The sequence below is a fragment of the Kitasatospora sp. NPDC088264 genome, assembly GCF_040685715.1.
In the GTDB taxonomy this organism is placed as follows: Bacteria; Actinomycetota; Actinomycetes; order Streptomycetales; family Streptomycetaceae; genus Kitasatospora.
On the sequence record NZ_JBFBIR010000019.1, the window covers coordinates 87778 to 100110 of the forward strand.

The 12333-nt window shown below is 74.1% G+C and carries 10 protein-coding genes; 3 read left to right on the plus strand and 7 right to left on the minus strand.

Annotated features, from left to right (window positions below):
• The first annotated feature begins 162 nt into the window (after positions 1 to 162).
• Together AB0O82_RS17635 and AB0O82_RS17640 are read left to right on the plus strand one after the other, a co-directional pair.
• Positions 163 to 1335, plus strand: coding sequence for a hypothetical protein (locus AB0O82_RS17635; protein ID WP_363584561.1), 1173 nt, complete (start codon positions 163 to 165; stop codon positions 1333 to 1335).
• A 67-nt stretch (positions 1336 to 1402) separates the two neighbouring features.
• Entirely contained in the window at positions 1403 to 2527 is a 1125-nt protein-coding gene (locus AB0O82_RS17640) for a hypothetical protein (RefSeq protein ID WP_363584563.1), read from the plus strand.
• A gap of 157 nt (positions 2528 to 2684) precedes the next feature.
• Here the strand turns inward: AB0O82_RS17640 and hflX are convergent, their stop codons facing one another.
• The 5 genes from hflX to miaA all read right to left on the minus strand — a co-directional run bounded on the left by hflX (position 2685) and on the right by miaA (position 9531).
• Positions 2685 to 4187 (minus strand): GTPase HflX, encoded by a 1503-nt coding sequence (hflX, locus tag AB0O82_RS17645; protein ID WP_363584565.1) that lies wholly within the window; start codon positions 4185 to 4187, stop codon positions 2685 to 2687.
• Positions 4188 to 4291: 104 nt separating this feature from the next.
• Entirely contained in the window at positions 4292 to 6631 is a 2340-nt protein-coding gene (locus AB0O82_RS17650; RefSeq protein WP_363584567.1) for an HD domain-containing protein, read from the minus strand.
• A gap of 197 nt (positions 6632 to 6828) precedes the next feature.
• On the minus strand, positions 6829 to 7740 hold the full coding sequence (gene dapF / locus AB0O82_RS17655) for a diaminopimelate epimerase (protein WP_363584569.1): 912 nt from the start codon (positions 7738 to 7740) through the stop codon (positions 6829 to 6831).
• Between the two features lie 98 nt (positions 7741 to 7838).
• Entirely contained in the window at positions 7839 to 8339 is a 501-nt protein-coding gene (locus AB0O82_RS17660; protein WP_363374361.1) for a hypothetical protein, read from the minus strand.
• 226 nt (positions 8340 to 8565) lie between these two features.
• Positions 8566 to 9531: a tRNA (adenosine(37)-N6)-dimethylallyltransferase MiaA gene (miaA, locus tag AB0O82_RS17665; RefSeq protein WP_363584571.1), complete on the minus strand. Its 966-nt coding sequence runs from the start codon at positions 9529 to 9531 to the stop codon at positions 8566 to 8568.
• 188 nt (positions 9532 to 9719) lie between these two features.
• Between miaA and AB0O82_RS17670 the strand changes: the two genes are divergently transcribed.
• Complete coding sequence (locus AB0O82_RS17670; protein WP_363584573.1) at positions 9720 to 9983, plus strand: antitoxin; 264 nt, start codon at positions 9720 to 9722, stop codon at positions 9981 to 9983.
• A 15-nt stretch (positions 9984 to 9998) separates the two neighbouring features.
• On the opposite strand, the gene AB0O82_RS17675 is transcribed toward AB0O82_RS17670, so the two are convergent.
• Positions 9999 to 10697 (minus strand): class III extradiol dioxygenase subunit B-like domain-containing protein, encoded by a 699-nt coding sequence (locus AB0O82_RS17675; RefSeq protein WP_363584575.1) that lies wholly within the window; start codon positions 10695 to 10697, stop codon positions 9999 to 10001.
• Between the two features lie 98 nt (positions 10698 to 10795).
• Positions 10796 to 12298 (minus strand): tRNA (N6-isopentenyl adenosine(37)-C2)-methylthiotransferase MiaB, encoded by a 1503-nt coding sequence (gene miaB / locus AB0O82_RS17680; RefSeq protein ID WP_363584577.1) that lies wholly within the window; start codon positions 12296 to 12298, stop codon positions 10796 to 10798.
• Positions 12299 to 12333: the final 35 nt, after the last annotated feature.

Below are 12333 nucleotides of genomic sequence, written 5' to 3' on the forward strand. Positions count from 1 at the left end.
TGCTGGGCCGACGGGCCGTCGGCGGCCACGTCACGGATCGGTGACCTCCGGTCGGGGCCGCAACCCGGGGGGCGACCGCCGCCGTCCTGGTGACCGGTGGAAGACTCCACAGCGGCGAGTCGCCGCACGACAGCCCGATCGAGCACAGGGGGAAGCGCACACATGCCATCGATCCACCGGTCAGCCATGGCCGTCGCCCTCGTCACGGGGGCGCTGCTCGCGGCGAGCGCCTGCGGGCCGGACGGCCCGGCGGGCGACGGGGGCGGCAGCGCCGCGCCGCCGCCCGCGTCCGGCACCGCCGCCCCGGGGGGCGGCGTGATCGGCGGGATCACCCTCCCGTCGGGCATCCCGACCAGTCTGCTGGAGGGCCTGCCGAAGTCCTGGGACGACCTGAAGAAGTGGAAGTTCGAGGACTGGGACTCGTGGGCGTCCAAGCACGTCTTCAACAACCCGGTGGTGAAGGACTTCTGGAACCCGGACAAGATGGGCGACTCCAAGCCCGCCGATCCGGCCCCGCCCACCGCCAAGCCGGCCGCCGACAACGGCGTGACGGACCCGGACCCGCCGGTGGTCAAGGCCGTGCCGGTGCCCCGCCCGTACACCAAGCAGCCGTCCGGGAAGGTGTTCTTCAGTGCCCAGGGCGGCCGGGGCAACTGCTCGGCGACGGTGATCACCGACCCGCAGCACCCGGGCAGGAGCAATCTGGTCTGGACGGCCGGCCACTGCGTGCACGCGGGCAAGGGCGGCGACTTCTTCAAGGACCTGGTCTTCGTTCCCGCCTACAACAACTCGGGCGCCTCCAGCGGCGGCAAGAAGGCCCCGCTGTCCGAACTGGCCCCGCTGGGCACCTGGTGGGCCGACCTGGTCACCACCTCGCCGCAGTGGATGGTCGAGGGCGGCGGCACCGGTGACGCCGCGAACCAGTACGACTTCGCCGTCATGCGGGTGCACAACCAGAACGACTCCGGCAAGTCGCTGGAGGAGACGGTCGGTTCGGCCGTCCCGGTCTGGTTCGACGCCCCGCGCGACAAGGTGTCCGTCGCGGCGGTCGGCTACCCGCTCTACAAGCCGTTCGACGGCCAGGAGCTGTACAGGTGCGACGGCGGCAAGCCGACCCGGCTGTCGTTCGACGCCAAGCGCCCGTCGATGCTCACCATCGGCTGCAACATGACCCAGGGCTCCAGCGGCGGCGGCTGGTTCGCCACCATGCCGGACGGGAAGACCGCCCTGGTCAGCAACACGTCCATCGGCACCGAGGACCACACCTCGCTGAGCGGCCCGTACCTGGAGACGGTCGCCAAGCAGGCGCTGGACTGGATCTCCAAGAAGCCGTAGGCCCTTTCCGGTCGGACCGGACCAAGCCGTACGGGCGGCGGAGGCCGCCCCCGGGGGACGATGCAGCATGCCGAAGCACACCGGCCGCGGACCGCGGCGCCGATCCGGACCGACCGGCGCCGCGGTGCTCGCCGTGCTCGCGCTCGCCGCGACCGCCTGCGGGCCGGACGACTCCGGCGCCGCGGCGGCCGCGCCACCGCCCGCCCTCCCCACCTCGGCGCCCACCAGCCTGGGCGACCTGACGGGCTGGAAGGTGGAGGACTGGGCCCGGTTCGTCTCCGGCAGCGGCTTCGCCAACGAGGTGGCCCCGGGCTTCTGGTCGACCACCCGGATGGCCGCCGCCAAGGGCCGGCCCACCCCGGAGTACCCGCTCACCGCCGCACCGGACGGCGGCCGGCCGGACGCCCCGCCCGCGGCCGTCGCGGCCACGCCGCAGCCGCACCCGTACGGCCCGGCCACCGCCGTGGTCGGCCGGCTCTTCGTCACCACGCCCCAGGGCGACGCGGTCTGCTCCGCGACGGTGGTCTCCGACCCGGCCAACCCGGGCCGCAGCAACCTCGTCTACACCGCCGCGCACTGCCTGCACGACGGCAAGGGTGGCGGCTGGCTGCGGAACATCACCTTCGTGCCCGGTTTCAACCGGGACGGCCAGGCGGCCCGCGGCAAACCGCTCACCGAGCAGCAGGCCGCGCCGTACGGCCGGTGGGTGGCGGTGCGCGCGCTGGTGTCGCCGACCTGGCTCGGGGAGGACGGCGTCGGCGCCCACCACCAGTACGACTACGGGATCATCCGGGTGCGCGGCGAGGGCGGCTCCGGCGCGTCGCTGGAGGAGGCGGTCGGCGGCTCGGTCCCGGTCTGGTTCAACGCCCCGCGCGAGCAGATCGGCTCGGCGACCGCGTACGGCTACCCGACCGATCGGCCGTCCGACGGCCTGGAGCTCTCCCGCTGCGAGTCCCCGGTCCCGCCGGCCAGGCTCTCCCCCGACCGGAGCCGCCCGCCGATGTACGTCACCGGCTGCACCGTGACCGGCGGCTCCAGCGGCGGCGGCTGGTTCATCACCAAGGACGGCAAGCCCAACCTGATCAGCGTCACCGCGATCGGCAGCCGCAACCCGCCCGGGTACCTGGCCGGCCCCTCGCTCCAGGACCAGGCGAAGCAGGCCTTCGACTACTTCGCCAAGAACGTGAAGTAGCCCGCACGCCCGCACGCTCGGACGCCCGGACGCCCGGACGCCCGGACGAGCCCCCGCACGGCCCCGCACGCTCGCGCACGCGAAGGGCCCCCGCACGCTCGCGCGATGCCCAACGGCATCACGGTCGCGTCCGGGGGCCCTTCGTCGGCCCGTCGCCTCAGACCTGCAGCGCCACCGCGTAGCGCTCCAGTTCGGCGGCCAGCTCGGCCGGCACCTTGGCGTGCAGCAGCGTGCCCTCGCCGGTGTGCTCGGTGCCGAGCAGCTCGCCCTCGGCGTGCACCCGGGAGACCAGCCCGCCCTGGGTGTAGGGCACCAGGGCCCGCACCTCGATCGCCGGGCGCGGCAGCTCGTCGTCGATGAGCTTCAGCAGCTCCTCGATGCCCTCGCCGCTGCGGGCCGACACCACGATGGCGTGCGGCTCGCGGAGCAGCAGGCGCTGCAGCACGTGCGGGTCGGCGGCGTCCGCCTTGTTGATCACCACGATCTCCGGCACGTTCTGCGCGTCGACCGAGACGATGACCTCGCGGACGGCGGCCAGCTGCGTCTCCGGCTCGGGGTGCGAGCCGTCGACCACGTGCAGGATGAGGTCCGCGTCGGCGACCTCCTCCATGGTCGAGCGGAAGGCCTCGACCAGGTGGTGCGGCAGGTGCCGGACGAAGCCGACGGTGTCGGCCAGGGTGTAGAGCCGCCCGCTCGGGGTCTGGGCCCGGCGGACGGTCGGGTCCAGGGTGGCGAACAGGGAGTTCTCCACCAGGACGCCCGCCCCGGTGAGCCGGTTGAGCAGGGACGACTTGCCGGCGTTGGTGTACCCGGCGATGGCCACCGACGGCACCTGGTGGCGCTTGCGCTCCTGGCGCTTGGTGTCGCGGCCCTTCTTCATCTCGGCGATCTCGCGGCGGAGCTTCGCCATCTTCTCGCGGATCCGGCGCCGGTCGGTCTCGATCTTGGTCTCACCGGGACCACGGGTCGCCATGCCGCCGCCGGACGAGGCGGAGCCGCCACCACCCATCTGCCGGGACAGCGACTGACCCCAGCCGCGCAGGCGCGGCAGCATGTACTGCATCTGCGCGAGCGAGACCTGCGCCTTGCCCTCCCGGGACTTGGCGTGCTGGGCGAAGATGTCCAGGATCAGGGCCGTCCGGTCGACGACCTTGACCTTGACCACGTCCTCCAGGTGGATCAGCTGGCCGGGGGTGAGCTCACCGTCGCAGACCACGGTGTCGGCGCCGGTGGCCGCCACGATGTCGCGCAGTTCCTTCGCCTTGCCGGAGCCGATGTAGGTGGCCGCGTCGGGCTTGTCGCGGCGCTGGATCACGCCGTCCAGCACCTGGGAGCCGGCCGTCTCGGCGAGGGCGGCGAGCTCGGCCATCGAGTTCTCCGCCTCCTCCAGGGTGCCGTCCGTCCAGACGCCGACGAGCACCACGCGCTCCAGGCGGAGCTGGCGGTACTCGACCTCGGTGACGTCTTCGAGTTCGGTGGAGAGGCCGGCGACGCGGCGCAGGGCGGCACGCTCGCTGCGGTCGTACTGGTCGCCGTCGTAGTGGTGGCCGCGGTCCTCGTCGATGGCCGCGAGGTCCTCGTCCATGAGGGCTTCCGCCCGCAGACCGTTCAGGCGGCGCGGGGCGTCGGCGTGGTCGCGGGTGTCGGACGTGGAGGTCATTCTGTCCTTTGGTCGCTGGTGCGGATGGCCTGTGGGGACCGCCCTGTGCGGTCCCACCCGGAGTCTGCCCAGCTGCCGCCCCGGTTACCGCCGGGCGAGGTGAGCTACCCCTCAGGTCCTCGGGTGCCATCGGGGCTCCTGTGCCCTGAGAACGCCGTGGACCGGCCGTGAATTCCCCATGATGGTCCCACGCCCGGCGCGGACCGGTCATCCCCATTTTCCCCGGAGTGGCGGGCCCCGCCGGTGTCCGGGGCCTGCGGCCGGCTGACGTCGTACACCCCGGAGACCTTGAGCATCGCCCGCATCAGCGCGGGCAGCGCGGCCGGCTCGGGCAGTTCGACGGTGTAGGTGTGCCGGACCCGCAGCTCCTGCGGCGGTTCGACCTCGGCCGAGACGATGCCGACGTCCTCGGCGGAGATGGCCGCGGTGAGGTCGGCGAGCAGCCGGGGCCGGTTGAGCGCCTCGGCCCGCAGGGTGGCCCGGTGGCCGGCCGCCGGGGTTCCCTCCGGCCGCCAGCGGACCTCCAGCTCGGCGCGCCCGGCCGCGCGCATCCGCTCCCCGGCCGGGCAGCCGGTGCGGTGCACGGCGACGGCTCCGCCGCGGATCGGGTAGCCGGCCACCTCGTCCGGCGGCACGGGCGTGCAGCAGCGGGCCAGCCGGACCGGCGCCCCGGGCCGGCCGGCCACCGCGACCGGGGCCGGCCGGCGCTCGGTGGTGCGGTGCGCGGGCGGGACGGGCTGGCCGCTGGAGGGGCCGGTGCGCACCGCCGGGAGCCGGGCCGGGTGGTCGGCGAGCCAGCGTTCGATGGCCAGCCGGGCGGCCGGGGTCCGGGCGTGCGCGAGCCACTCGGGCGCGGGCCCGGAGGGTTCGGCGGGGCGCGGCCCGTCCTCGGTGAGCACGGTTCCGGTGGGCACGGCCTCGGTGAGCACGGCGAGCAGGTCGCCGTCCTGCAAGACGGTGGAGAGCGCGGTGAGCCGGCCGTTGACCCGGGCTCCGATACACCGGTGGCCGGTCTCCTCGCCGAGCAGGTAGGCGGCGTCCACGCAGGTGGCGCCGGCCCTCAGCTGAAGCGTTTCGCCGCTCTCCGTCACGACGGTGATCTCGCGGTCGCCGGCCAGGTCGGCGGTGAGCGCGGACCAGAAGGCGTCCGGGTCGGGCGTCTCCTGCTGCCACTCCAGCAGCCGGCTGAGCCAGCCGGGCCGGGCCGGGTCGGTGCGGTCGAGTTCGTCGGCGTCCTGGACGGCGCCGGCCGGCTCCGGGTCGCCGAGCGCGACCACCCCGGTCTCGGCGACCTCGTGCATCCGCCGGGTGCGCACCAGCACCTCGACGACCGTGCCGCCGCTGAGCGCCACGGCGGTGTGCAGCGACTGGTAGAGGTTGAACTTGGGGGCGGCGACGAAGTCCTTGAACTCGCCGGGCAGCGGCGTCCAGCAGGTGTGCAGCTCGCCGAGCACGGCGTAGCAGTCGGCGTTCTCCTCGACGACCACCAGCAGCCGCCCGAAGTCGGCGGGCTGCGGCCCCTGCGGCCGCCCGTCCGGGCCGGGCGCGGCGGCCCGCTTGAGCAGCACCCGGTGCAGCGACACGCAGTGCCGGGGCCGGACGGTGACCTCGGCGGCCACCCCGGTCTCGGACAGCTGGCGGGCCAGCAGCCGGGCGAAGGGGGCCAGCAGGGTGTCCGGCTCGCCCTCGTGACCGGCCATCAGGGCCCGGGTGCGGGCGTGCTCCTCGGGGTGCAGGGTGGCGAAGACGATGTCCTCCAGCTCCGCCTTGAGCACCTGGATGCCGAGCCGTTCGGCCAGCGGGATCAGCACGTCCCGGGTGACCTTGGCGATCCGCACCTGGCTGGCCGGTTTCATGTGCCGGATGGTGCGCATGTTGTGCAGCCGGTCGGCGAGCTTGATCACCATCACCCGGACGTCGTCGCCGGTGGCGACCAGCATCTTGCGGAAGGTCTCGGCCTCGGCGGCGGCGCCGAAGTCGACCTTCTCCAGTTTCGTCACCCCGTCGACCAGGTAGGCAACTTCGGGCCCGAAGCCGGCACTCACCTGATCGAGCGTCAATTCGGTGTCCTCGACGGTGTCGTGGAGCAGCGAGGCGACCAAGGTGGTTGTCCCGGCGCCGAGTTGGGCCAGGATCATGGTGACGGCGAGCGGGTGGGTGATGTACGGCCCGCCGCTCTTGCGCTTCTGGCCCCGGTGGCTGGCCTCGGCGAGCCGGTAGGCCCGGGCGAGCAGGCCGAGGTCGGCCTGCGGATGGTGCTCGCGGTGGACTCGGACGAGCGGTTCGAGGGCGTCCGGGACGGGCGGCCGGCCGGTGGCCAGCAGGGCGGCCCGCCCGGCCCGGCCGAGCGCGGCCCGGCCGAGCTCCCCCAAGGGCCGCCTGGCCCCGGCTTGCCGTGCGGACGTCGGCTGCCCCGTCAGGGACTGCCCGGCTTCGATGGTCATCGGCGCACCTCCGGCAGCGATCACCGGCCGCCACCCCGCCGAGGGGCGCCTTCCCGGTGGTCCATGCTACCGAGCAGAGCACGTTCCGCGATGCCTTGCTTCCCGTCCGCGACACGCGTCACTCGAACGGGCGGATTCACCGCCGCGCGAAATGGGCAAACCGGGCCGTCAGCTGTCCGAGCCGCGCCCCAGGCGTGTCAGACCCGCCCCAGTTCGGCCCACCAGCGGGCGTCGATCTCGCCGGCGGCCACGATGACCGCCGGGCCGGTCTTCTCGATCCGGCCGTCCGGGTGCTCGGTGATGACCAGTCGGCCGCCCGGCACGTCCACGGTGTAGGTGGCCGGCTCGCCGGTGACCGCCGGGTCGACGCCGTCCCGGCGGATGGCGGCCACCGCGACGGCGCAGGTGCCGGTCCCGCAGGAGCGGGTCTCGCCGGAGCCGCGCTCGTACACCCGCATGGCGACGTGCCGCGGCCCGCGGTCCACCACGAACTCGACGTTCACGCCTTCCGGGTAGGCCCCTTCGGGGCTGGTCAGCGGCGCGGACAGCAGGTCCCCGGCGTGGTCGAGGCTGTCCACGAAGGCCACCGCGTGCGGATTACCCATGTTGACGTTCAGCGCGGGCCAGCGCCGCGCGCCGACCGCGACCTCGACGCCGTCCGGCCCGGGCAGCCGGGCCCGGCCCATGTCGACGGTGACCTCGCCGGGCGTCCCGTCCCCGGCGTCCTCGGCGACCCGCACCGTCCGCACCCCGGCGCGGGTGGCGACCGCGAACTCGCCGGGCTCGGCCAGGCCGGCCTCGACCAGGTAGCGGGCGAAGACCCGCACGCCGTTGCCGCACATCTCGGCGATGCTGCCGTCGGAGTTGCGGTAGTCCATGAACCACTCGGCCCGGTCGGCCTGGTCCGCGGCGGCCGGCTCGGCGGCGGAGCGCACCACGCGCAGCAGCCCGTCCCCGCCGATGCCGGCCCGCCGGTCGCACAGCGCGGCGACGGCCGCGGGGCCGATCTCCAGCGCGCCGTCCGGGTCCGGGACGATGACGAAGTCGTTCTGGGTGCCGTGCCCCTTGAAGAAGGGGACGCCGACCGGCTGCGGGGAGGATGCGCTCACCCTCCCGATGGTACTGAACGGGCGCACCGGCCACCCGGGCGGTCCGACCGGTGGATCGGCGCGGGGCAGCAGGGGGGGCGACACCGGCAGCCCACGGATCAGCGCAGGTAGGCGACCCGCCAGACGGCCAGCGCACAGGCCACCAGCGCGATCAGGGTGTAGAGCGCGATCGCCTTCCAGCCGGCCCGCTGCCCGGAGCCGCGGCGCGGCAGGCCCGGCCACTTGTACCCGGCGTGCCGGGCGGCCATCGCCCCCCAGCCGACCGAGGCGGCGGTGAGCAGCAGCCCGAGCATGCCGACCATGGTGGCGCGCGCGCCGGCCGAGCCGAAGGCGAGCGGGAAGGCGAACATCAGCGAGCCGAGGATGCCCAGCAGGGCGATCGGCAGGGTCTGCCACCAGCGGAGCCGGCGCAGCGGTCGGATCTCCCGCTCGTGCACCGCGCCCGCCGGGGTGCGGGTGTCCAGGGCCGGCAGTGCGACCGCGTAGGAGGTGGGCGCCTCCAGGCCGGTCAGCACGGGGAGGTCACCCATCGTCGACTCGTCGGCCGGTGCGGTGACACTCCCGCTCTGGCCGGGTTCGGGGCCGGTACCCGTCGACACGCGGCCTCCCCTGACAGTTCGACACGAGCGGACTCGCGGTCGGGCACGGTCGGCCCGCGCGGCCGACCCCTACGCCTTCGATGATGGCATGTCCAGACGGGCGTTCCGGGCCTGACCGGCGTCGACGGGTGATCCGTGGCCATCACGTGATCGGGCCGTGACCGCCGGTTCGTCCTGCACGGCCACCTGCGCGCGCAGGTGCACCGCCGGATTGGCCGGAACCCGCCTACCCGGCCGGACGCTCCTGACGGTCGATCAGCTCCAGGGAGCGTTCCAGCAGCTCGACGGGGTCGGTGCCGGCCGGCCGGGACAGCCAGTTGATCCGGCCGTCGCGGCGGAACCAGGACTCCTGACGGCGGGCGAAGCGCTTGGTGGCCCGGACGGTCTCCGCCCGTGCCTCGTCCTCGGTGCACTCGCCGGCGAAGTGGTCCAGCACCTGCTGGTAGCCGAGCGCCCGGGAGGCCGTCCGCCCCTCCCGCAGCCCGACCCGCTCCAGCGCGCGCACCTCGTCCAGCAGTCCGGCCCGCCACATCAGGTCGACCCTCAGCGTGATCCGCTCGTCCAGTTCGGGGCGCGGCACCGCGACCCCGATCTGCACCGCGTCGTAGACGGCGGTGTTGCCGGGCAGGTTCGCGGTGAACGGCTGCCCGGTGATCTCGATGACCTCCAGCGCGCGGACGATCCGCCGCCCGTTGCCGGTCAGGATCGCCTCCGCGGCCGCCGGGTCCAGCTCGGCCAGCCGCCGGTGCAGCGCGAGCGGGCCGGCCTCCTCCAGCTCGGCCTCCAGCCGGGCCCGGACCGCCGGGTCGGTGCCGGGGAACTCCATCTCGTCGATCGCCGCCCGGACGTACAGCCCGGAGCCGCCGACCAGGACGGGCGTGCGCCCGGCCGCGAGCAGCCGGTCGATCTCGGCCCGGGCCAGCCGCTGGTACTCGGCGACGCTGGCGGCCTCGGTGACGTCCCAGACGTCCAGCAGGTGGTGCGGCACGCCGCCGCGCTCGGCGGGGGTGAGCTTGGCGGTGCCGATGTCCATGCCCCGGTACAGCTGCATCGAGTCGGTGTTGATCACCTCGCCGCCGAGGCTGCGGGCGATGGCGACGGCCAGGTCGGACTTGCCGGCGGCGGTCGCGCCGACGATGCAGACCACTCGGGGCTGGGCGGCGCGGGACTGGTCGGTACGGGAGCTGCTCACCGCTCCAGTCTCGCAAAACCGCCGCCGCACCGGTGACCGGGCTGCCCGTCGGCCCCGACTGCGCGACGATGTGACTGTGTCCAGCCGTCTCCGGCCATCTCCGCCGTTTCCGCAGTTGAGCCGGTTTGCGAACGGTTCGGCGGTGACGGACGTTGGGCAGGAGACAGGGACGAAAGGGTGAGATCGCCATGGGTCTGATGGACAACCTCAAGGGCAAGGCCGAAGAGCTCAAGGGCAAGGCCAGTGAGCTCGCCGGCAAGCACAGCGAGCAGATCGAGCACGCGGTGGACAAGGCCGGCGGCGCGATCGACAAGGCGACCAAGGGCAAGTACAGCGAGAAGATCGAGCACGGCGCCAGCAAGGCCAAGGGCGCGGTGGACGACTTCGCCCACAAGCCGAAGCCGGGCGAGGAGGGGCCGGCCGGCGGCAACGGCCAGGCGCCGCGGGCCTGACGCCCCGCGCTCCGATCAGCTCCAGGACGCCACGACGTAGCCGACCCCGTACGGGGCGTCCTGGTAGCCGAGCCGCGCGGTGAGGCCGGCGCCCTCCGCGGCGCCGGCCAGCACCTGCCAGGGCGCCCGGCCCTCGGCCTTGAGCTCGGCGGCCAGCCCGGCGTCCAAAGCGGCGAGCGCGGGCAGGTCGGCTGAGCCCAGCGCGGCGGCCAGGGCGGCGTCGAAGCCCTCGGCGCGCTCGTCCAGGTAGCCGGGCGCCTTCACCGAGCGGCAGGCGCTGCCGTCGCCCACCACCAGCAGGCCGACCCGGTCGGCCAGCTGGGCCAGGCCCTGGCCGAGCCCGAGCATCCGGTCGGCGGGCGCGTCGGCGGGCACCGCGCAGGCGTGCGTCGGCAGCGTCACCCCGGCGCGCTCCAGCAGCCAGGCGCCGACCGTCAGCGAGGGCGCCAGCTCCGGCCCCTCGACCCGGCCGCCGGGCAGCTTGGCGACCAGCGGCACCCCGTAGCGGTGGAAGGAGCCGGCCCCGCCCTCGGTCCACACCTCGGCCTCCGGGCCGGCGCCGACCACCACGACCAGCTGCGGTCCGGCCGCGATCAGCGCCGCGAGGGCCTCGTCGCAGGCGGCCCGCAGCGGGTCCAGTTCGGCGGCCGCCCCGGCGGCGACCTCGGGGACGAGCAGCGGCGGACAGGGGCACACGGCGGCGGCTACCAGCATGCGGATCACTCTAGCCAAACGGCGACGGCGGCCCGGCCGGACTCGAAGTCCCGCCGGGCCGCCGTTCGAGGAGCGGGACCCGTTCGAGGAGCGGGCCGTCAGTCGCCGCAGCAGGCCCCGCCCGCCGGAGCGGCCAGGGGCAGCGCGGCCGGGGCACCGATGCCCGGCAGGCCGAGCATCACCCCGGCCGGCTTGGCCGCGGGCTTGGCCTGGCGCTTCTCCCAGGCGTCGCCGGCCCGGGTGCGGCGCACCGCGAGCGACGGGCCCTCGGCGAGCAGGTGGTGCGGGGCGGCGTAGGTGATCTCGACGGTCACCAGGTCGCCCGGGCGCACCGGCTCCGTCGGCCTGGTGAAGTGCACCAGCCGGTTGTCGGGGGCGCGGCCGGAGAGCCGGTCGGTCTTGTCGTCCTTCTTGCCCTCGCCCTCGGCGACCAGGATCTCCAGGGTGCGGCCGACCTGCTTCTTGTTCTCCTCCCAGGAGATCTCCTCCTGGAGGGCGATCAGCCGGTCGTAGCGGGCCTGCACGACGGCCTTCGGCACCTGGTCCGCCATCTCGGCGGCCGGGGTGCCGGGGCGCTTGGAGTACTGGAAGGTGAAGGCGTTGGTGAAGCGGGCCTCGCGGACGGTGTGCATCGTCTGCTCGAAGTCCTCCTCGGTCTCGCCGGGGAAGCCCACGATGATGTCCGTGGAGATGGCCGCGTCCGGCATCGCCTCGCGAACCTTCCGGATGATCCCGAGGAAGCGCTCCTGGCGGTAGGAGCGACGCATCGCCTTGAGGACGGTGTCGGAGCCGGACTGCAGCGGCATGTGCAGCTGGTGCATCACGTTCGGCGTCTCGGCCATCGCGGCGATCACGTCGTCGGTGAAGTCGCGCGGGTGCGGCGAGGTGAAGCGGATCCGCTCCAGGCCCTCGATCTGGCCGGCGGCGCGCAGCAGCTTGGAGAAGGCCTCGCGGTCGCCCAGGTCGGAGCCGTAGGCGTTGACGTTCTGGCCGAGCAGGGTCACCTCGATGACGCCCTCGTCCACCAGCGCCTCGATCTCGGCGAGGACGTCGCCGGGGCGGCGGTCCTCCTCCTTGCCGCGCAGCGCGGGGACGATGCAGAAGGTGCAGGTGTTGTTGCAGCCGACGGAGATGGCGACCCACGCGGCGTACGCGGACTCGCGGCGGGTCGGCAGGGTGGAGGGGAAGGTCTCCAGCGACTCCAGGATCTCGACCTGGGCCTTGCGCTCGACCGCGGCCCGCTCCAGCAGCGCCGGCAGGTGGCCGATGTTGTGGGTGCCGAACACCACGTCGACCCAGGGGGCCTTGCGGACGATGGTGTCGCGGTCCTTCTGGGCGAGGCAGCCGCCGACGGCGATCTGCATGCCCTTGTGGCGGCTCTTGACCGGCGCCAGCTGCCCGAGGTTGCCGTACAGCTTGTTGTCGGCGTTCTCCCGCACCGCGCAGGTGTTGAACACGACCAGGTCCGGGTCGCCGTCCTGCCCGGCCTTGACGTAACCCGCGTCCTCCAGCAGGCCGGACAGCCGCTCGGAGTCGTGGACGTTCATCTGGCAGCCGTACGTGACGACCTTGTAGCTCTTCAATCCGCTCTCACCGCTCACCAGACCAGGGTACGGGCAGCCGCGAAGCGCTTTTC

Coding starts and splice junctions, on each gene's coding strand:
- AB0O82_RS17650 (WP_363584567.1), bottom strand. CDS start 6,631: ATGACCATCGAAGCCGGGCAGTCCCTGACGGGGCAGCCGACGTCCGCA.
- AB0O82_RS17675 (WP_363584575.1), bottom strand. CDS start 10,697: ATGCTGGTAGCCGCCGCCGTGTGCCCCTGTCCGCCGCTGCTCGTCCCC.
- hflX (WP_363584565.1), bottom strand. CDS start 4,187: ATGACCTCCACGTCCGACACCCGCGACCACGCCGACGCCCCGCGCCGC.
- AB0O82_RS17640 (WP_363584563.1), top strand. CDS start 1,403: ATGCCGAAGCACACCGGCCGCGGACCGCGGCGCCGATCCGGACCGACC.
- AB0O82_RS17670 (WP_363584573.1), top strand. CDS start 9,720: ATGGGTCTGATGGACAACCTCAAGGGCAAGGCCGAAGAGCTCAAGGGC.
- AB0O82_RS17635 (WP_363584561.1), top strand. CDS start 163: ATGCCATCGATCCACCGGTCAGCCATGGCCGTCGCCCTCGTCACGGGG.